General features: G+C 72.8%; 16 protein-coding genes. 14 read left to right on the top strand and 2 right to left on the bottom strand.

What is annotated here, in order from left to right; genetic code table 11:
• Window positions 1–109 precede the first annotated feature (109 nt).
• The 12 genes from ABZ493_RS14715 to ABZ493_RS14660 all read left to right on the top strand — a co-directional run bounded on the left by ABZ493_RS14715 (window position 110) and on the right by ABZ493_RS14660 (window position 13,605).
• Window positions 110–913: a TIM barrel protein gene (locus ABZ493_RS14715; protein WP_430582893.1), complete on the top strand. Its 804-nt coding sequence runs from the start codon at window positions 110–112 to the stop codon at window positions 911–913.
• The gene (locus ABZ493_RS14710) at window positions 880–1,839 is read left to right on the top strand and encodes a 2-hydroxy-3-oxopropionate reductase (protein WP_430582884.1); all 960 of its coding nucleotides are present in this window, start codon (window positions 880–882) and stop codon (window positions 1,837–1,839) included. The genes ABZ493_RS14715 and ABZ493_RS14710 overlap by 34 nt, the downstream gene beginning before the upstream one ends.
• 46 nt (window positions 1,840–1,885) lie before the next feature.
• On the top strand, window positions 1,886–3,661 hold the full coding sequence (gene gcl, locus ABZ493_RS14705; RefSeq protein WP_430582883.1) for a glyoxylate carboligase: 1,776 nt from the start codon (window positions 1,886–1,888) through the stop codon (window positions 3,659–3,661).
• Between the two features lie 90 nt (window positions 3,662–3,751).
• Window positions 3,752–4,912 (top strand): glycerate kinase, encoded by a 1,161-nt coding sequence (locus ABZ493_RS14700; RefSeq protein ID WP_430582882.1) that lies wholly within the window; start codon window positions 3,752–3,754, stop codon window positions 4,910–4,912.
• A complete protein-coding gene (gene allB / locus ABZ493_RS14695) occupies window positions 4,909–6,240 on the top strand; it encodes an allantoinase AllB (protein ID WP_430582881.1) in 1,332 nt (443 codons plus the stop codon). The genes ABZ493_RS14700 and allB overlap by 4 nt, the downstream gene beginning before the upstream one ends.
• A gap of 53 nt (window positions 6,241–6,293) precedes the next feature.
• Window positions 6,294–6,770, top strand: coding sequence for a thioredoxin-dependent thiol peroxidase (gene bcp, locus ABZ493_RS14690; RefSeq protein WP_430582880.1), 477 nt, complete (start codon window positions 6,294–6,296; stop codon window positions 6,768–6,770).
• A gap of 67 nt (window positions 6,771–6,837) precedes the next feature.
• On the top strand, window positions 6,838–8,478 hold the full coding sequence (aceB, locus tag ABZ493_RS14685; protein ID WP_430582879.1) for a malate synthase A: 1,641 nt from the start codon (window positions 6,838–6,840) through the stop codon (window positions 8,476–8,478).
• 147 nt (window positions 8,479–8,625) lie between these two features.
• Window positions 8,626–8,922 (top strand): Asp-tRNA(Asn)/Glu-tRNA(Gln) amidotransferase subunit GatC, encoded by a 297-nt coding sequence (gene gatC / locus ABZ493_RS14680; RefSeq protein WP_429731461.1) that lies wholly within the window; start codon window positions 8,626–8,628, stop codon window positions 8,920–8,922.
• 1 nt (window position 8,923) lies between these two features.
• Entirely contained in the window at window positions 8,924–10,444 is a 1,521-nt protein-coding gene (gatA, locus tag ABZ493_RS14675; protein WP_430582878.1) for an Asp-tRNA(Asn)/Glu-tRNA(Gln) amidotransferase subunit GatA, read from the top strand.
• Window positions 10,445–10,462: 18 nt separating this feature from the next.
• Window positions 10,463–11,977: an Asp-tRNA(Asn)/Glu-tRNA(Gln) amidotransferase subunit GatB gene (gatB, locus tag ABZ493_RS14670; protein ID WP_430582877.1), complete on the top strand. Its 1,515-nt coding sequence runs from the start codon at window positions 10,463–10,465 to the stop codon at window positions 11,975–11,977.
• A complete protein-coding gene (locus tag ABZ493_RS14665; RefSeq protein WP_430582876.1) occupies window positions 11,977–12,561 on the top strand; it encodes a GNAT family protein in 585 nt (194 codons plus the stop codon). Before gatB ends, ABZ493_RS14665 begins: the two co-directional genes overlap by 1 nt.
• A gap of 204 nt (window positions 12,562–12,765) precedes the next feature.
• A complete protein-coding gene (locus ABZ493_RS14660; protein ID WP_430582875.1) occupies window positions 12,766–13,605 on the top strand; it encodes a bifunctional allantoicase/(S)-ureidoglycine aminohydrolase in 840 nt (279 codons plus the stop codon).
• Between the two features lie 15 nt (window positions 13,606–13,620).
• On the opposite strand, the gene ABZ493_RS14655 is transcribed toward ABZ493_RS14660, so the two are convergent.
• Window positions 13,621–14,997 (bottom strand): deoxyribodipyrimidine photo-lyase, encoded by a 1,377-nt coding sequence (locus ABZ493_RS14655; RefSeq protein WP_430582874.1) that lies wholly within the window; start codon window positions 14,995–14,997, stop codon window positions 13,621–13,623.
• A 69-nt stretch (window positions 14,998–15,066) separates the two neighbouring features.
• Here ABZ493_RS14655 and ABZ493_RS14650 point away from each other — a divergent pair, with 69 nt between their 5' ends.
• Window positions 15,067–16,587: a peptide MFS transporter gene (locus tag ABZ493_RS14650; RefSeq protein WP_430582873.1), complete on the top strand. Its 1,521-nt coding sequence runs from the start codon at window positions 15,067–15,069 to the stop codon at window positions 16,585–16,587.
• A gap of 37 nt (window positions 16,588–16,624) precedes the next feature.
• Here the strand turns inward: ABZ493_RS14650 and ABZ493_RS14645 are convergent, their stop codons facing one another.
• The gene (locus ABZ493_RS14645; protein ID WP_430582872.1) at window positions 16,625–17,197 is read right to left on the bottom strand and encodes a DoxX family protein; all 573 of its coding nucleotides are present in this window, start codon (window positions 17,195–17,197) and stop codon (window positions 16,625–16,627) included.
• A 246-nt stretch (window positions 17,198–17,443) separates the two neighbouring features.
• On the opposite strand from ABZ493_RS14645, the gene ilvD reads away from it, so the two are divergent.
• Window positions 17,444–19,306 carry a dihydroxy-acid dehydratase gene (gene ilvD, locus ABZ493_RS14640; protein ID WP_430582871.1) on the top strand — a complete coding sequence of 621 codons (1,863 nt, stop codon included), beginning with the start codon at window positions 17,444–17,446 and terminating at the stop codon, window positions 19,304–19,306.
• The last annotated feature ends 11 nt before the right edge of the window (window positions 19,307–19,317 follow it).

Below are 19,317 nucleotides of genomic sequence, written 5' to 3'. Positions count from 1 at the left end.
GTCCGTCGTTCGGGCAGGGGTTGACCGATCGCGATGATGCGGCGTAGCGTTTTCACTACAAGGAACCAATCTTCCATCTGGCGAAAGCGAGTCAGTGATGACGGACCAGATCCCCTACACCGTGAACTGCTCGATCCTCCTCACGGACCTGCCGCTCCTGGAGCGTCCGGCGGCCGCGAAGGCGGCCGGCTTCGACGGCGTCGAGTTCTGGTGGCCCTTCGCCACCCCGACTCCCGCGGCGGACGAGATCGACGCGTTCGTCGGGGCCCTGGCCGACGCAGGCGTGCAGCTCACCGGCCTCAACTTCGACGCCGGCAACATGCCCGGCGGCGACCGCGGCCTGATCTCCTGGCCCGAGCGCTCGGCCGACCTGCGCGCCAACCTCGACGTCGTCGCCGCCATCGGCGAGCGCACCGGCTGCCGCGCGTTCAACGCGCTGTACGGCAACCGTGTCGAGGGCGAGGACCCGGCCGCGCAGGACGCGCTCGGCGCCGAGAACCTCGCGCTGGCCGCGAAGGCGGTCGAGCGGATCGGCGGCACGGTGCTGCTGGAGCCCGTCTCCGGCGCCCCCGCCTACCCGCTGAAGACGTCGGCCGACGCCGTCGCCGTCCTCGACCGGGTGCGCGACGAGCGCGGCGCGACGAACCTCGGCCTCCTTTTCGACGTCTACCACCTGTCGGTCAACGGCTCGGACGTGGACCTCGACCTCAAGACCTACGGCGACCGCATCGCCCACGTGCAGATCGCCGACGCCCCGGGCCGCGGCGCCCCGGGCAGCGGGGACCTGCCGATCCAGCGCTGGATCGGCGACCTCCGCGCCGCCGGCTACGCCGGGTCGGTCGGCCTCGAGTACAAGACGGCGGACGCCGACCCGTTCGCGTGGCTGCCCCGCGCCGAGCGCTCCGCGCGCTGAGCGCCCCGCACCGCAGCGACCCCGCATCTTCCGAAAGGGACACGATCATGAGCACCATCGCCTTCATCGGCCTCGGCATCATGGGCAGCCCGATGGCCGTCCACCTGCAGAACGCCGGGCACTCCGTCGTCGGCTACAACCGCACGGCCGCCAAGGCACAGCCCCTCGTCGAGGCGGGCGGCGCCGCCGCCTCCTCCGTCGCCGAGGCGGTCAAGGCCGCGGACGTCGTAGCCGTCATGGTCCCGGACTCCCCGGACGTCGAGGGTGTCCTCACCGGCGACGACGGCGTGCTCGCGAACGCGCAGCCGGGCACGCTGGTCGTCGACTTCTCGTCGATCCGCCCGGACGTGACGATCGCGCTGGCCGAGCAGGCGAAGGCCGCAGGCTTCCGCTACCTCGACGCGCCGGTCTCCGGCGGCGAGGCGGGTGCGAAGAACGCCGCGCTGTCGATCATGGTCGGCGGTGCGGCGGAGGACTTCGCCGCCGCGAAGGACGTCTTCGACGCCGTCGGCAAGACGGTCGTGCACGTGGGCCCCTCGGGCTCGGGCCAGACCGTCAAGGCCGCGAACCAGCTCATCGTCGCCGGCAACATCGCGCTGCTGGCCGAGGCCGTCGTCTTCCTGGAGGCGTTCGGCGTCGACACCGAGGCGGCCGTCAAGGTCCTCGGCGGCGGCCTCGCCGGCTCCGCCGTGCTCAACCAGAAGGCCGAGAAGATGCTGGGCCGCGAGTTCGCCCCCGGCTTCCGCATCGACCTGCACCACAAGGACCTGGGCATCTTCACGACCGCCGCGCGCGAGCAGGGCGTCGTCGCCCCCGTCGGCGCCGTCGTCGCGCAGCTCATGGCCGCGGCCCGCGCCGAGGGCGACGGGTCGCTGGACCACTCCGGCCTGTTCAACGCCGTCGCGCGCCTGTCCGGTCGCGACTGACGTCGCGCCCGTCCCAGTCATCCCAGAAGACTCGAAGGAGAGCACCATGCCCCGCATGCGCGCGGTCGACGCCGCGGTCGCCATCCTGGCGAAGGAGGGTGCCACCGAGGCCTTCGGCCTCCCCGGCGCCGCCATCAACCCGTTCTACGACGCCATGCGCCAGCACGGCGGCATCCACCACGTGCTCGCCCGGCACGTCGAGGGCGCGTCGCACATGGCCGACGGCTACTCGCGCGCCGAGCGCGGCAACATCGGCATCTGCATCGGCACGTCGGGCCCCGCGGGCACCGACATGATCACCGGCCTGTACGCCGCGTGGGCCGACTCGATCCCGATACTGTGCATCACGGGCCAGGCGCCGGTGGCCAAGCTCGACAAGGAGGACTTCCAGGCCGTCGACATCGCGTCGATCGCCGCGCCGGTCACCAAGCTGGCGAAGACGGTCCTCGAGGCGTCGCAGGTGCCGGGGGTCTTCCAGCGCGCGTTCCAGCTGATGCGGTCGGGTCGCCCGGGCCCCGTGCTCATCGACCTGCCGATCGACGTGCAGATGACCGAGATCGAGTTCGACCCGGAGACGTACCAGCCGCTGCCCGTGGAGCGCCCGGAGGCCACCCGCGAGCAGGTCGCCAAGGCGATCGACATGCTGCTGGCCGCGGAGCGCCCGCTGATCGTCGCCGGCGGCGGCATCATCAACGCCGGCGCGGAGGCCGAGCTGGTCGAGCTGGCCGAGACTCTCGGCGTGCCGGTGGTCCCGACCCTCATGGGCTGGGGCGCGATCCCCGACGACCACCCGCTGACCGCGGGCATGGTCGGCATCCAGACGTCGCACCGCTACGGCAACGCGACGTTCCTGGAGTCGGACTTCGTGATCGGCGTCGGCAACCGGTGGGCCAACCGCCACACCGGCGGCCTGAAGACCTACACCGAGGGCCGCACCTTCGTGCACGTCGACATCGAGCCCACGCAGATCGGCCGCGTGTTCGCGCCCGACTACGGCGTGGTCTCCGACGCGGGCGCCTTCCTGCGCACCGCGCTCGAGGTCGCCGCCGAGCGCAAGGCCGCCGGTCAGGTGAAGGACTACGCGGCGTGGGCCGCCTCGGCGCAGGAGCGCAAGGGGAAGCTGCAGCGCAAGACGCACTTCACCGAGATCCCGATCAAGCCGCAGCGCGTGTACGAGGAGATGAACAAGGCCTTCGGCCGCGACACGGTCTACGTCACCACGATCGGCCTGTCGCAGATCGCCGGCGCGCAGCTGCTGCACACGTACAACCCGCGGCACTGGATCAACGCCGGCCAGGCGGGCCCGCTGGGCTGGACCGGACCGGCCGCGCTCGGCGTCTCGCGGGCGCTGCCCGAGGGCAACGTCGTCGCCCTCTCCGGCGACTACGACTTCCAGTTCATGCTGGAGGAGCTCGCCGTCGGTGCGCAGCACCACCTGCCCTACGTGCACGTCGTGGTGAACAACGCCTACCTGGGCCTGATCCGTCAGTCGCAGCGGGCGTTCGAGATGGACTTCCACGTGTCGCTCGCGTTCGACAACATCAACTCGGCGGAGACAGACGGCTACGGCGTGGACCACGTCAAGGTCGCCGAGGCGCTGGGCTGCAAGGCGATCCGCGTCAAGGACCCGGAGGACCTGGGCGCCGCGTTCGCCAAGGCGCAGGCCATGACCGCCGAGTTCCGCGTCCCCGTGGTGGTCGAGGTCATCCTCGAGCGTGTCACCAACATCGCGATGGGCGCGGAGCTCAACGGGGTGAACGAGTTCGAGGACCTGGCCATCTCGGCCGAGGACTCGCCCACGGCCATCGCGCTGCTCGACTGAGCGCGACAGGCTGAGCAGTACCCGACGACGGCGACGGGAGAGACGATGACGAGGACGGGCAGTCCCGACGGACGAGGAGGCGGAGCGACGATGGCGCGCGTGCTCCTCGCCCCGGACAAGTTCAAGGGCTCCCTGACCGCGGGCGAGGTGGCCGCCCACCTGGCGGCCGGCCTGCGGCGGGCGGTGCCCGGCGTCGTCGTCGACCAGCTCCCCGTGGCGGACGGCGGCGAGGGCACCCTGGAGGCCGCCCTCGCCGCCGGGTACAGCGCGGTGGACCTGATGGCGACCGGCCCCCTCGGGGAGCCGCTCGCCACCCGGTACGCCCGCCGCGGCACCACCGCCGTCGTCGAGATGGCGACGGTGACGGGCCTCGCCCAGGTGACCCCGACACCGGTCACCGCGCTCGCCGCGACCTCCCGGGGGCTCGGCGAGGTCATCGCGCACGCCCTGGACGCGGGCGCCCGGGAGATCGTCGTCGGGGTGGGTGGCTCCGCCAGCACCGACGGTGGGGCCGGCATGCTCGCCGCGCTCGGCGCGCGCCTCGCGTCCGGGGCGGGGGACGTCGCCGACGGCGGCGGCCACCTGCACGAGCTCACCGACGTCGACCTGTCCGGGCTGCACCCCGCGCTCGCCGACACGGAGATCGTGCTCGCGAGCGACGTGGACAACCCGCTGCTCGGCGAGCACGGCGCGGCCGCCGTGTACGGGCCGCAGAAGGGCGCCGACCCCGCGACCGTGGCCGAGCTCGAGCTGGGCCTGGCGACCTGGGTGGACGTGCTCGCCACCGTCGGGGTCACGGGCGCCCGCGGATACGCCGCCGAGCCCGGTGCGGGCGCGGCGGGCGGCGTGGGCTTCGCCTGCCTGCTGCTCGGCGCCGAGCGTCGCCCCGGCGTCGAGGAGGTGCTGGACCTCACGGGCTTCGCGGACCGTCTCGCCGGGGTCGACCTGGTCGTCACGGGGGAGGGCAGCCTCGACCGCCAGTCCCTGCACGGCAAGACGCCGGTCGGCGTGGCCGCCGCCGCGGCCGCGGCCGGCGTCCCCACGGTCGCGGTGTGCGGCCGCACGATCCTGAGCCCCCAGGAGGCGGCGGCTGCCGGCCTCGCCGCCGTGCACGCCCTCACCGACGTCGAGCCGGACGTCGCCCGCTGCATCGCCGGGGCGGGCCCGCTGCTCGAGACCCTCGCGGCACGGCTCGCCGACCACCTGCCGGCCCTGAACACCCCGGCCCTGAACACCTTGGAGATCGCATGACCCACGACCTCGTCGTCCGTGCCGCCCGCGCCGTCACCCCCTTGGGGGAGCGTGCTGTCGAGGTGGGCGTGACCGACGGCCGGATCGCCGCCGTCGTGCCGCTCGGCACCGGCCTGGCCGGCGCGGAGGTGCTGGAGCTCGCCGAGGACGAGGTGCTGCTGCCCGGCCTCGTCGACTCTCACGTGCACGTCAACGAGCCCGGCCGCACCGAGTGGGAGGGCTTCGCCACCGCCACCCGCGCCGCCGCGGCCGGCGGCGTCACGACGATCGTCGACATGCCGCTCAACTCGCTGCCGCCCACGACCTCGGTCGCGAACCTGGAGGTCAAGAAGCAGCGTGCGCTGGACCAGGCGTTCGTCGACGTCGGCTTCTGGGGCGGGGCCGTGCCGGGCAACACGGCGGACCTCGAGCCCCTGCACGACGCCGGCGTGTTCGGCTTCAAGTGCTTCCTCGCCGACTCGGGGGTGCCGGAGTTCGGCCATCTCGAGGACGCGGAGCTGCGCGCCGACCTCGCGGAGCTGACGACCTTCGGCGCCCTGATGATCGTGCACGCGGAGGACCCGGGCACCCTCGAGGACGCCCCGCAGGAGCCGGGCCCCACCTACAAGAACTTCCTCGCCTCCCGGCCCGCCAAGGCGGAGTCGACGGCGATCGCCGCGCTCATCGACGCGGCCCGCGCCACCGGCGCGCGGGCGCACGTGCTGCACCTGTCCGACGCGGACTCGCTGCCGATGATCGCGGCCGCCCGCGCGGAGGGCGTGCGCCTCACCGTCGAGACCTGCCCGCACTACCTGTCCTTGGACGCCGACCACGTGCCCGACGGGGCGACGGCCTACAAGTGCTGCCCGCCGATCCGCGAGCACGACAACCAGGACCGCCTCTGGCAGGGCCTGCGCGAGGGCCTGATCGACGTCGTCGTCACCGACCACTCGCCGGCCACCGCCGAGCTCAAGCAGCCGGCGTCGGGCGACTTCGCCGAGGCCTGGGGCGGCGTCTCGTCGCTGCAGCTCGGCCTCGCCGTCGTCTGGACCGAGGCGCGCCGCCGCGAGGTGCCGCTCGCGGAGGTCGTCGGCTGGATGTCCTCCGGCCCGGCCGAGCTGGTCGGCCTGGAGCGCAAGGGCGGGATCGCGGTGGGCAAGGACGCGGACCTCGCGGTCTTCGCGCCCGAGGCGACGTTCGTCGTCGACCCGGCCCGGCTCCACCACAAGAACCCGGTCACGCCGTACGCCGGTCGCGACCTCACGGGCGTGGTGCGGCGCACGCTGCTGCGCGGGCGTCCCGTGGGCGACGAGCCCAGCGGCACCCTGCTGCGCCGCGGCGAGGCCTGAGCAGAGCCCGACGACGAGAACGCTGACGAGAACGACCACGAAGGACGACTGACATGACGCGACTCCAGGCGGGCGACACCGCTCCCGACTTCACCCTGCCCGACTCCGCCGGCACGCCGGTGTCCCTCGCGGACGTGCGCGCCGGGGCGGACAAGGGCGTGGTCGTGTACTTCTACCCCAAGGCGGGCACCCCCGGGTGCACCACCGAGGCCTGCGACTTCCGCGACAACCTCGCGTCGCTCGCCGGGGCGGGGTACGCCGTCGTCGGGGTCTCCGCGGACCCGGTCGAGGACATCCGTGCGTTCGTGGAGTCCGAGCACCTCACCTTCCCCCTGCTGAGCGACGCGGACCACGCCGTGGCCGACGCGTACGGCACGTGGGGCCCGAAGACGATCGGCGACCGGACGTTCGACGGGGTGCACCGCTGCACCTTCGTCGTCGACCCGGACGGGACCCTGCGGTCCGCGGAGTACGACGTCGAGGCCACCGGGCACGTCGCCGCGCTGCGCGAGCAGCTCGTGGGTGCCTGAGCACCCGAGACCCGGTAGGGTCGGCCTGGAGAGTTTCCGCTAGGCGTAATACGAATTCCGCTGTGCAATGGATGCACGGCCGCAGCACACCCCCGTAGAACGAGAACAAGGAGGGACTGTCGTGGAGCTCCCCGACGGCCTGACCATCACCGCCGAGATCGGCGAGCGCGACACCGAGGTGCTCACCCCCGCCGCGCTCGACCTGATCGTGACCCTGCAGCGCGAGCTGGGCGCCCGCCGCCTGGAGCTGCTGGAGGCGCGGCAGCGTCGCCGCCAGGCGCTGGCCGACGGCGGCACGCTCGACTTCCTCCCGGAGACGGCGCACATCCGCGCCGACGACTCCTGGAGGGTCGCGGAGCCCGCCCCCGGGCTGGTCGACCGCCGCGTGGAGATCACCGGCCCGACCGACCGCAAGATGACCATCAACGCGCTCAACTCGGGCGCGAAGTGCTGGCTCGCGGACCAGGAGGACGCCAACACGCCGCAGTGGCGCAGCGTGGTGGGCGGCCAGCTCAACCTGCTCGACGCCATCGAGCGCCGGATCGACTTCACCAACGAGGCCGGCAAGTCCTACACGCTGAAGCCCGACGACGAGCTCGCGACGATCATCATGCGCCCCCGCGGGTGGCACATGAACGAGAAGCACATCCTCGTCGACGGCCAGGAGACGTCGGGCTCCCTGGTCGACTTCGCGCTCTACGTCGCCACGGCGGGCCTGCGGCAGATCGCCAAGGGCCTCGGGCCGTACTTCTACCTGCCGAAGATGGAGTCGCACCTCGAGGCGCGCCTCTGGAACGACGCGTTCGTCCTGGCCCAGGACGCGCTCGGCATCCCGCGCGGCACCATCCGCGCCACCGTGCTCATCGAGACCATCCCGGCCGCGTTCGAGATGGAGGAGATCCTCTACGAGCTGCGCGAGCACTCCGCGGGCCTCAACGCCGGCCGCTGGGACTACCTGTTCTCCGTGGTGAAGAACTTCCGAAAGAGCGGGTCCGCGTATCTGCTGCCCGACCGCAACCAGATCACCATGACGGTGCCGTTCATGCGGGCCTACACCGAGCTGCTGGTCCGCACGTGCCACAAGCGCGGCGCGCACGCCATCGGCGGCATGGCCGCGTTCATCCCGAGCAAGGACGCCGCCGCCAACGAGCAGGCCTACGCCAAGGTGAGCGCCGACAAGGCGCGCGAGGCCGGCGACGGCTTCGACGGGTCCTGGGTGGCGCACCCCGGCATGGTCGCCACGTGCAAGGAGGCCTTCACCGCGGTGCTCGGCGACCGGCCGAACCAGATCGACCGCACGCGCGAGGACGTGAGCGTCACCGCCGCCGACCTGCTGTCGGTCGACAAGACGCCCGGCACCGTCACCGAGGCCGGCCTGCGCAACAACGTCTCCGTCGGCATCCAGTACCTCCAGGCCTGGCTGGGCGGCCTCGGCGCCGTCGCCATCTTCGGCCTCATGGAGGACGCCGCGACCGCGGAGATCTCCCGCTCCCAGGTGTGGCAGTGGCTGCACAACGACGTCGTCCTCGCCGACACCGGCGAGAAGGTGACGCGGGAGCTCGTCGACCGCATCGTCGAGGAGGAGGTGGCGAAGCTCCCGGGCGGCGGCGCCGCCTTCGACGAGGCGCGGACCACCTTCATGGAGGTCGCCGTGGCCGACGAGTACATCGACTTCCTCACGACGGCCGCCTACGAGCGGATGGACTGAGGAACCCGGCACCGCTCGGCTGCGACGGGGGCGCCGAGCATCGCCGGAGCAGGACGGCCGGCACCAGGTCCGCGAGGGCGTGGTGCCGGCCGTCCTGTCATGTGCGCACAACCTCCCCGACACGTGCCGCCCACTAGACTGGCGGCCATGTCCACCATCTCCCGAGACGAGGTCGCGCGCGTCGCCGCCCTGGCCCGGATCGACCTGCGCGACGACGAGGTCGACCGGCTCGCCGGCGAGCTCGACGTCATCGTCGACTCCATCGCCCGCGTGCGCGAGGTCGCGACCCCCGACGTGCCGGCGACCAGCCACCCGCTGCCCCTGACGAACGTGTTCCGCGAGGACGTGCCCCAGCCGGCGCTGCCCGTGGCCGACGTGCTGGCCGCCGCGCCCGACGCGCAGGACGGGCGCTTCGCCGTCCCGCAGATCCTCGGGGAGGAGTGAGATGACGGACCTGACCCGCCTCAGCGCGGCGGAGCTCGCCGAGACCCTCGCGCGCAAGGAGGCCTCCAGCGTCGAGGCCACGCGCGCCCACCTGGACCGCATCGCCGCCGTCGACGGCGACGTGCACGCCTTCCTGCACGTGAGCGAGGACGACGCGCTGGCCACGGCCGCCGACGTCGACGCCCGCCGCGCCGCCGGCGAGGAGCTGCACCCGCTGGCCGGCGTGCCGATCGCCGTCAAGGACGTCGTCGTGACGAAGGGCCTGCCGTCCACGGCCGGCTCGAAGATCCTCGAGGGCTGGATCCCGCCCTACGACGCGACGCTCGTCGAGAAGATCCGCGCCGCCGGCCTGCCGATCCTCGGCAAGACGAACATGGACGAGTTCGCGATGGGCTCCTCCACCGAGCACTCCGCGTTCGGCAACACCCACAACCCGTGGGACCTCGACCGCATCCCCGGCGGCTCGGGCGGCGGCTCGGCGGCCGCCGTCGCCGCCTTCGAGGCGCCCCTCGCGATCGGCACCGACACCGGCGGCTCGATCCGCCAGCCGGGCGCCGTCACCGGCACGGTCGGCGTGAAGCCCACCTACGGCGGCGTCTCGCGCTACGGGCTCATCGCGATGGCGTCGTCGCTGGACCAGGCCGGCCCGGTCACGCGCACCGTGCTCGACTCGGCGCTGCTGCACGAGCTCATCGGCGGCCACGACCCGCGCGACTCGACGTCCATCGCCGAACCGCTGCCGCCGCTGGTCGAGGCCGCGCGCCAGGGCGCGCTGGGTGACCTGTCCGGCCTCAAGGTCGGCGTCGTGACGCAGCTGCAGGGCGAGGGCTACCAGCCCGGCGTCCTCGCGCGGTTCCACGAGTCGCTCGAGCTGCTGACCAAGGCCGGGGCCGAGGTCGTCGAGGTCTCCTGCCCGAGCTTCGACTACGCGCTCGCCGCGTACTACCTGATCATGCCGGCGGAGGCGTCGAGCAACCTCGCGAAGTTCGACGGCATGCGGTTCGGCCTGCGCGTCGAGCCCACCGACGGCCCGGTGACGGCCGAGCGCGTCATGGCCGCGACGCGCGGCGCCGGCTTCGGCGACGAGGTCAAGCGCCGCGTCGTCCTCGGCACCTACGCCCTGTCGGCCGGGTACTACGACGCCTACTACGGCAGCGCGCAGAAGGTCCGCACGCTCATCCAGCGCGACTTCGACGCCGCGTTCGCGCAGGCGGACGTGCTCGTCTCGCCCACGGCGCCCACCACGGCGTTCAAGCTGGGGGAGAAGCTGGACGACCCGCTGGCGATGTACCTCAACGACGTCGCGACCATCCCGGCCAACCTCGCCGGTGTGCCGGGCATCTCGGTGCCGAACGGCGTGGCCGCGTCGTCGGACGGCGGCGCCGACCTGCCCACCGGTTTCCAGATCCTCGCGCCGGCCAAGGCGGACGACCGCCTCTACCGCGTCGGCGCCGCGCTCGAGTCGGCCCTCGAGTCCACCTGGGGCGCCCCGCTGCTCTCGCGCGCGCCCGAGCTGGGCTGAGAACAGGAGAACATCACTGTGACCACGACTACCCACGGGACCCCCGCTCTCGTCGCCTACGACGACGCCGTGCGCCGCTACGACCCGGTGATCGGCATCGAGGTGCACGTCGAGCTCGGCACCCGCACCAAGATGTTCTGCCCGGCGGAGCAGTCGTTCGGCGCGGAGCCGAACACGCAGACCACGCCGGTGTCGCTCGGGCTGCCGGGCGCGCTGCCCGTCGTCAACGGCACCGCCGTCGAGTACGCGATCCGCATCGGCCTGGCGCTCAACTGCCAGATCGCGGAGAGCTGCCGGTTCGCCCGGAAGAACTACTTCTACCCGGACGTGCCGAAGAACTTCCAGACGTCGCAGTACGACGAGCCGATCGCCTTCGAGGGCTGGCTCGACGTCGAGCTCGAGGACGGCACGGTGCACCGCGTCGAGATCGAGCGCGCGCACATGGAGGAGGACGCCGGCAAGAACACGCACGTCGGCGGCTCCGCCGGCCGCATCCACGGCGCCGAGTACTCCCTGGTCGACTACAACCGCGCCGGCGTCCCGCTGGTGGAGATCGTCACCAAGCCGATCACCGGCGCGGGGGAGCGGGCGCCCGAGGTGGCCCGCGCCTACGTGCAGGCGCTGCGCGACATCTTCCGCGTCCTCGACGTGTCCGAGGCGCGCATGGAGCGCGGCAACGTCCGCGCCGACGTCAACCTGTCGCTGCGCGCCACGCCCGAGTCCCCGCTCGGCACGCGCACGGAGACGAAGAACGTCAACTCGTTCCGCTCCGTGGAGCGGGCGGTGCGCTACGAGGTCTCGCGCCAGGCCGCGATCCTCGACGCCGGCGAGACCGTGATCCAGGAGACGCGCCACTTCCACGAGGAGGACGGCTCCACGTCGCCCGGCCGGGTGAAGTCGGACGCCGAGGACTACCGGTACTTCCCGGAGCCCGACCTCGTGCCCGTCGCGCCGTCGCGCGAGTGGGTCGAGGAGATCCGCGCGACCCTGCCCGAGCTGCCGCAGGCCCGGCGCCGCCGCCTGCACGACGAGTGGGGCTTCGCGGACGCCGAGATGCGCGACGTCGTCAACGCGGGCGCCCTCGACCTCATCGAGGCGACCGTCGCGGCCGGCGCCACGCCCGCCGCCGCGCGCAAGTGGTGGATGGGCGAGCTGGCCCGCCGGGCCAAGCAGGACGAGGTCGAGCTCGCGGACCTCGCCATCACGCCCGCGCAGATCGGCGAGCTGCAGCGGCTCGTCGACTCCGGCCGCATCAACGACAAGATCGCGCGCCAGGTGCTCGACGGCGTGCTCGCCGGCGAGGGCGACCCGGAGGCGGTCGTCGTGGCGCGCGGCCTGGAGGTCGTGTCCGACGACGGCCCGCTGCTCGAGGCCATCGACGCGGCGCTCGCCGCGCAGCCCGACATCGTCGAGAAGGTCCGTGGCGGCAACCAGGGTCCGGTCGGCGCCATCATCGGCTCGGTCATGAAGGCGACCCGGGGTCAGGCGGACGCCAAGCGCGTCCGGGAGCTGGTGCTGGAGAGGATCGGCTGATGCGGTCGCCCGTCCTGCACGGGGAGCTCGTGCGCCTGCGCCCGATCGAGGCGCGGGACGCCGACCGCCTCTGGGCGTCGTTGCGCGACCCGGACGGCGGCCGGCTGACGGGCATGGGCACGAACGCCGCGTCGTCCCGGGCCGAGGTGGACGCCTGGGCCGCGAGCGCGGCGGACCTGCCCCGCCGGTACGACTGGGCGATCACGTCCGCCGCCGTGCGGGACGGGGAGCTCGTCAGCGACGAGCTGCTCGGCGAGATCTCCCTCGACCGGGTGGACCTCGAGCTGCGGTCGGCGAACCTGCGCCTGCGGATGATGCCGGACTACCGGGGCCGCGGGTACGGGCGGGAGGCCATCGGGGAGGTGCTGCGGTTCGCGTTCGACGGCGGCTCCGGCCCGGGCCTGCACCGCGTGAGCCTCGCGGTGATCAGTGTCAACCCGCGGGCGCGAGCGCTGTACGACTCGCTCGGCTTCCGCGAGGAGGGGCGCCTGCGCGACGCGTTCCGCGACGGCCAGGGCTGGGCGGACGCCGTCGTCATGAGCATCCTCGAGGACGAGTTCCGCGCCGGGGCCGGCACGGACTGACCCGCACCGCACGATCCGGCGCCGCCCGATCCAGCGCCACGCCGGTGTCCCGCATCCGCGGGGCGCCGGCGTCGTCGCACCGGGGCACGGCGGGTGGGCGGCTTGACCACCGATCCAGCGACCGTTAATCTCGCAAAGCAGAATCTCAATTCCGATCCGCGGAAACCGGCGTGGTGGCCGGTCCGCCGAGCGAGGAGCGCGACGATGACCCAGCCAGGCCCGCAGACCACCCGCTACTACACCCCGCAGGGCGGGCTGCCCGGGCAGGAAGAGCTGCTCACCGACCGGGCCATCGTCACCGAGGCGTACACCGTCATCCCGCGCGGTGTGCTGCGCGACATCGTCACCTCCAACCTGCCCGGCTGGGACAAGACGCGCCTGTGGGTGCTCGCGCGCCCCGTCGAGGGCTTCGCGACCACGTTCGCGCAGTACGTCGTCGAGGTCTCCCCGGGCGGCGGCGCCGACCGCGGCGAGGTCGAGGACACCGTGCAGTCGGTCGTCTTCGTCACCGAGGGCACGCTGACGCTCACGGTGGGCGGCGAGGAGCACGTGCTCGAGCCCGGCGGCTACGCGTACCTCGCGGCCGGCGACGCGTGGTCGCTGCACAACCGCTCGGACGCCAAGGCTGCGTTCCAGTGGGTCCGCAAGGTCTACGAGCGCATCGACGGCTACCAGGCGAAGACGTTCGTCACCCGCGAGCAGGACATCGAGCCGCGCCCCATGCCGGACACCGACGGCGCCTGGGCCACCACCCGCTTCGTCGACCCCGACGACCTGGCGCACGACATGCACGTCAACATCGTGACGTTCCAGCCCGGTGGCTCCATCCCGTTCGCGGAGACGCACATCATGGAGCACGGCCTGTACGTGCTCGAGGGCAAGGCCGTCTACCGCCTCAACGGCGACTGGGTCGAGGTGCAGGAGGGCGACTTCATGTGGCTGCGCGCCTTCTGCCCGCAGGCGTGCTACGCCGGCGGCCCCAAGCCGTTCCGCTACCTCCTGTACAAGGACGTCAACCGCCAGGTGAAGCTCGACCGCCGCTGACCTGCCCGGTCCCGCTCAGCGGCGCGCGCGCTCGAAGTCGTCGAGCGCGACGCGCCGCTCGTGCGCGTGGTCGACGATCGGCGCGGGGTAGCCCTCCGGCGGCGGGTCGAGGCGCCACGGCTCCTGCACGCGCTTGCCCTCGACCCCGCGCAGCTCGGGCACCCAGCGGCGCACGTAGTCGCCGTCCGGGTCGAACTTCTTGCCCTGCGTCACCGGGTTGAACACCCGGAAGTAGGGGGCCGCGTCGTGCCCGGTGCCGGCCACCCACTGCCAGTTGAGCTGGTTCTGCGCGACGTCGCCGTCGACCAGGTGCGCCATGAAGTGCGCGGCGCCCCGTTGCCAGCGCACGTGCAGGTCCTTGACGAGGAACGACGCCACCACCATCCGCACCCTGTTGTGCATCCACCCGGTGGCGAGCAGCTGGCGCATGCCGGCGTCGACGAGCGGGAACCCGGTGCGGCCGGCGGCCCAGGCGTCGAACGCGTCGCGCTCCGCTGCCCCGGTCGCCCAGGCGTCGTCGGGAACCACGGCGCGCAGCGACCGGCGCCGGGCGTCCGGCCGGTGGTGCAGGACGTCGGCGTGGAACTCCCGCCACGCCAGCTCCGAGCGGTACGTGGCAACCGCCTCGGCCGGGACGCCGGCGGCCTCCGCGGCCGCCAGGTCGGCCAGCATCGTCCGCGGATGGATCTCGCCCCAGCGCAGGTGCGCCGACATCTCCGAGGTCCCGGCCAGGTCGGGGCGGTCGCGGCCCTCGGTGTATCCGGCCAGGCCGTCGCGGACGAACTCGTGCCAGCGGCGCCGGGCCGCCTCTTCGCCCGCCCTCGGCAGGCGTGCGTCGCACGGCGGTGCCGCGGGGACGCCGTCCGACGGCAGCCGGGCCCACGGGACCTCGCGCGGCCGCGGCGCGGGGGCCCGCCAGCCGTGTGCGAGCCAGGCGCCGCGGAACGGGGTGAAGACCTGATAGGGCGAGCCCTGCCCGGTGCGCAGCCGTCCGGGGGAGACGGCGTACGCCGAGCCCGTCCTGGTCAGGACGACGCCTGCGTCGGCCAGGCCCTCCTCGACCGCGGCGTCGCGCCGGCGGCCGTACGGCTCGTGCCCGGCGGCGACGTGCACGCCGCGCGCGCCCACCGACCGCGCGACCTGCGGGACGACCTCGCGCGGGTCGCCGCGCCGCACCACGAGCCGGCCGTCGCACGCGTCGTCCAGCATCGCCAGGGAGTCCGCCAGGTAGGCGAGGCGCGCCGCACCGGCCCGCCGCCACAGCGCGTCGTCGAGCACGTAGAGGCCGACGACCTCCCCGCCCGCGTCGCGCGCCTCCTCGATCGCGGCGAGCAGCGCCGGGTTGTCGTGCAGCCTCAGGTCTCGCCGGAACCACATCACGCTCGCCGCCATCCCGTCACCGTACGTGGGCCCGGTGTTCCCCGGGTCGCCGTCGGCTTCTGCCGGTGCGAGAGTTTTTTCATGACCGAGCAGGCAGCGGCGCCGTCGCACCCGGAGCACGAGGGCGACCGCGCGTTCTTCGGGCACCCACGCGGCCTCATGACGCTGGCCGGCACGGAGCTGTGGGAGCGGTTCAGCTACTACGGGATGCGCGCCATCCTGCTGTACTACCTGACCGACACGGTGGCCAACGGTGGCCTCGGGATGGACCCCACCACCGGGGCGGCGTTCGTGTCGATCTACGGCACGTCCGTCTACCTGCTCTCGGTCGTCGGGGGCTGGCTCGCCGACCGGGTGATCGGGGCTCGGCGCTCCGTGCTCTACGGCGGGATCGTCATCGCGGCCGGGCACGTGTCGCTCACGCTGCCGACCTACGGCTTCTCGATGCTGGGGATCGGGCTGGTCGCGTTCGGCACCGGCCTGCTCAAGCCGAACGTGTCGTCCATGGTGGGCGAGCTGTACTCGCGCGACGACGAGCGCCGCGACCCGGCGTTCTCGATCTTCTACATGGGGATCAACCTCGGGTCGTTCTTCTCCCCGCTGATCGTCGGCGTCGTCGAGGAGGCGTGGGGCTACCACGCGGGCTTCGCGGTGGCCGCGATCGGGATGGCGTTCGCCCTCGTCTTCTTCGTCGGCGGCTACCGGTACCTCGGCGCCGCCGGGACGGACGTGCCGAACCCGATCACCCCCGAGGACCGGCCCGCCGTCGTGCGGCTCGGCCTCTACGTGGTCGGGGCGATCCTCGTCGCGGCCGCGCTGGCCGCCCTCGTCGCCGGGGGCTGGGCCGTCGAGACGTTCATCGACGCGGTGTCGTACCTGGCCCTCGTGACGCCGGTCGTGCTGCTCGTCGTGATGTACCGGTCGAAGCGCGTGACGGCGGCGGAGCGGCCGCGCGTGGTCGCGTACGTGCCGCTCTTCGTCGCCGCGATGCTGTTCTGGATGATCTTCGAGCAGGCGGCGACGACGCTCGCGGCCTTCGCCGCCGACCGGACCCAGCTGCAGCTGTTCGGTATCGACCTCTCGCCGGCGTTCTTCCAGTCGGTCAACCCGGCGTCGATCATCATCCTGGCGCCCGTGTTCGCGTGGATCTGGACGAAGACGGGGGACCGGCCGCCCACGGCGTACAAGTTCGTCATGGGGCTGACGCTCGCGGCGCTGTCGTTCCTGTTCCTCGCGGGGATGTCGGAGGTGTTCGCGGACGAGCTCGCCCCGCCGTGGGTGCTCATCGGGGTCTACGTGATCCAGACGCTCGGCGAGCTGTGCCTGTCGCCGGTGGGGATCGCGGCGACGACGCTGCTGGCGCCGCGGGCGTTCCGCGGCCAGGCGATGGCGCTGTGGTTCCTGTCGTCGGCCGCCGGCCAGGCGATCACCGCGCAGACCATCGAGGCGACCGAGGGCGTCTCCGACACCGCCTACTTCGGCGGGATCGGCCTCGTGGCGCTGGTGTTCGCGGGGATCCTGCTGCTGCTCGCGCCGTGGGTGACGCGACACATCCGTCACGCCGACGAGCTGGAGCACACCCACAGCGCCGGCGCGTCCTGACCGCGCCGGCGCCGGGGGTGGCTCTGACGGCGTCGCGTCAGCGCAGCCAGGTGGCGCTGCCGGGCACCGGCGAGGCCGCCCAGGCGCGGCCGAGGCCCCAGGTGTCGCCGGCGCGGGTCAGCGCGAGGGCGGCCAGGAGCGCCGTGAACACGAGGTGCTGGTCGACCAGCGGGTTCTGCGAGCCGGCGGCGAAGGGCCACGTCGACAGCCACAGCGTGAGCATGAGCAGCCCGCCGGCGACGGCGGCGACGCGCAGCCCGATGCCGAGCAGGAGGGCGAGGCCCGTGCCGAGCATGCCGAGCATGAACAGCCAGTCGACGGCAGGGCCGCTCAGCGCGGCGAACCCACCTGCGAGCGGGCTCTCGATCGAGCCCAGGTAGCCCGCGGTCGGCGAGCTCCCGGCGATCCAGGCGCGCTCGTCCGGCGTGGCGTAGCCGAGCCCGAAGGTCTTGTCGGCCACCGGCCAGAGGAAGACCACGGCGAGGAGGATGCGACACAGCGCGAGGGCGCGGCGCGCGCCGGGACGGGTGACGACGGCCTCGGCGTCGTCGTGGCCGGCGTGGTCGGTGACGGTCGTGCGGGTCGTGCTGCCTGCGGCGGTCGCGGTCATGAGTGAGCTCCCTGATCGTGGTGCGCTGCGTGGGGACGGTTCGTCCGGTTTGATCGGATAACGGTTGAACCGGGGACAACTTGCACACGTCGCCTGGGGCACCGCAACCGATCCGTGACCTTCGGAACGTTTCACCCGACAAACCGACCACTGGGCGGACGGATGCCCGGGATGCGGGACGGCGGGCGTAGCGTGCTCGTGCGCGTCGTCCGTGACGGCGCGGCAGATCTCGTCGAAGGAGCTGACATGAGCCGTCCCCTGCGCTCTCGGACGTCCACCCACGGCCGCAACATGTCCGGTGCCCGCGCGCTCTGGCGCGCGACCGGTATGGGCTCGGAGGACTTCGGCAAGCCGATCGTCGCGATCGCGAACTCGTACACGCAGTTCGTGCCCGGCCATGTCCACCTCAAGGACATGGGCGACCTCGTCGCCTCGGCGATCCGCGAGGCGGGCGGCGTCTCCAAGGAGTTCAACACCATCGCGGTCGACGACGGCATCGCGATGGGCCACGCCGGGATGCTCTACTCGCTGCCGAGCCGCGACCTCATCGCGGACTCGGTCGAGTACATGGTCAACGCGCACTGCGCGGACGCCCTCGTGTGCATCTCCAACTGCGACAAGATCACGCCGGGCATGCTCAACGCGGCGCTGCGCCTCAACATCCCGGTGATCTTCGTGTCCGGCGGGCCGATGGAGGCCGGCAAGGCGATCGTCGCGGACGGCGTCGCGAAGACCCCGCTCAACCTCATCAACGCGATCAACTACTCGGCCGACGACAACGTGTCCGACGAGGCGCTTGCCCAGGTCGAGGAGAACGCCTGCCCCACCTGCGGCTCGTGCTCCGGCATGTTCACGGCGAACTCGATGAACTGCCTCACGGAGGCGCTCGGGCTGTCTCTCCCGGGCAACGGCTCCACGCTGGCCACGCACGCCGCCCGCAAGGAGCTCTTCCTCGAGGCCGGCCGCACCATCGTCGACCTCGCGAAGCGCTACTACGAGGACGAGGACGACTCGGCCGCGCCGCGCTCGATCGCCACGAAGGCCGCGTTCTCGAACGCGATGGCGCTCGACGTCGCGATGGGCGGCTCCACCAACACGGTGCTGCACATCCTGGCCGCGGCCCAGGAGGGTGAGGTCGACTTCGACCTCACGGACATCGAGACGATCAGCCGCCGTGTGCCGTGCCTGAGCAAGGTCGCGCCGAACCACCCGGACTACCACATGGAGGACGTGCACCGCGCCGGCGGCATCCCCGCGCTGCTGGGCGAGCTCGACCGCGCCGGGCTCCTCGACCACGACGTGACCTCCGTGCACACGCCCACGCTGCGCGGGTGGCTGGACGACTGGGACGTGCGGGGCGGCAAGGCCACCGAGCGGGCGCAGGAGCTCTTCCACGCCGCCCCCGGCGGCGTGCGCACCACGCAGGCGTTCTCGACGTCGAACGTCTGGGAGAGCCTGGACACCGACGCCGCGAACGGCTGCATCCGCGACCTCGAGCACGCGTACACCGTGGAGGGCGGACTGGCCGTGCTGCGCGGCAACCTCGCCGAGGACGGCGCGGTGTTCAAGACGGCGGGAGTCGACCCCGACGTCTTCCACTTCGTCGGGAAGGCCCTCGTCTGCGAGTCGCAGGACGAGGCGGTCGAGAAGATCCTCACCAAGCAGGTCCAGCCGGGCCACGTCGTGGTCGTGCGCTACGAGGGGCCGTCCGGCGGCCCCGGCATGCAGGAGATGCTCTACCCGACGTCGTTCATCAAGGGGCGTGGCCTGGGCAAGGTCTGCGCGCTCATCACCGACGGCCGGTTCTCCGGCGGGTCGAGCGGCATCTCGGTGGGGCACGTCTCGCCCGAGGCCGCGGCCGGCGGCACGATCGGCCTGATCGAGGACGGCGACGAGATCGAGATCGACGTCGACACCCGCCTCATCCGGGTCAACGTGCCGGACGAGGTGCTCGCCGAGCGCCGCGCCAAGATGGAGGCGCGGGAGAACCCGTGGCAGCCGCTGAACCGCGACCGCTACGTGTCCCCGGCGCTGCAGGCCTACGCGGCGATGGCGACGTCGGCCGACCGCGGCGCCGTGCGCGACGTGTCGCTCATCGCGCGCCGCTGACGCCCGTCACG

It is taken from the genome of Isoptericola sp. NPDC019482, from assembly GCF_040632295.1.
GTDB lineage: Bacteria > Actinomycetota > Actinomycetes > Actinomycetales > Cellulomonadaceae > Isoptericola.
The sequence above is the reverse complement of the archived record's forward strand: the minus strand, read 5'-3'. Positions and strand labels throughout refer to the sequence as shown.

Excerpts from the sequence above, each read along its gene's own strand:
- ABZ493_RS14700 (WP_430582882.1), top strand. The coding sequence starts at position 3,752 with ATGGCGCGCGTGCTCCTCGCCCCGGACAAGTTCAAGGGCTCCCTGACC.
- gatC (WP_429731461.1), top strand. The coding sequence starts at position 8,626 with ATGTCCACCATCTCCCGAGACGAGGTCGCGCGCGTCGCCGCCCTGGCC.
- ABZ493_RS14655 (WP_430582874.1), bottom strand. The coding sequence starts at position 14,997 with ATGGCGGCGAGCGTGATGTGGTTCCGGCGAGACCTGAGGCTGCACGAC.
- ABZ493_RS14660 (WP_430582875.1), top strand. The coding sequence starts at position 12,766 with ATGACCCAGCCAGGCCCGCAGACCACCCGCTACTACACCCCGCAGGGC.
- bcp (WP_430582880.1), top strand. The coding sequence starts at position 6,294 with ATGACGCGACTCCAGGCGGGCGACACCGCTCCCGACTTCACCCTGCCC.
- gatA (WP_430582878.1), top strand. The coding sequence starts at position 8,924 with ATGACGGACCTGACCCGCCTCAGCGCGGCGGAGCTCGCCGAGACCCTC.
- ilvD (WP_430582871.1), top strand. The coding sequence starts at position 17,444 with ATGAGCCGTCCCCTGCGCTCTCGGACGTCCACCCACGGCCGCAACATG.
- gcl (WP_430582883.1), top strand. The coding sequence starts at position 1,886 with ATGCCCCGCATGCGCGCGGTCGACGCCGCGGTCGCCATCCTGGCGAAG.
- ABZ493_RS14650 (WP_430582873.1), top strand. The coding sequence starts at position 15,067 with ATGACCGAGCAGGCAGCGGCGCCGTCGCACCCGGAGCACGAGGGCGAC.
- allB (WP_430582881.1), top strand. The coding sequence starts at position 4,909 with ATGACCCACGACCTCGTCGTCCGTGCCGCCCGCGCCGTCACCCCCTTG.
- aceB (WP_430582879.1), top strand. The coding sequence starts at position 6,838 with ATGGATGCACGGCCGCAGCACACCCCCGTAGAACGAGAACAAGGAGGG.
- ABZ493_RS14665 (WP_430582876.1), top strand. The coding sequence starts at position 11,977 with ATGCGGTCGCCCGTCCTGCACGGGGAGCTCGTGCGCCTGCGCCCGATC.
- ABZ493_RS14645 (WP_430582872.1), bottom strand. The coding sequence starts at position 17,197 with ATGACCGCGACCGCCGCAGGCAGCACGACCCGCACGACCGTCACCGAC.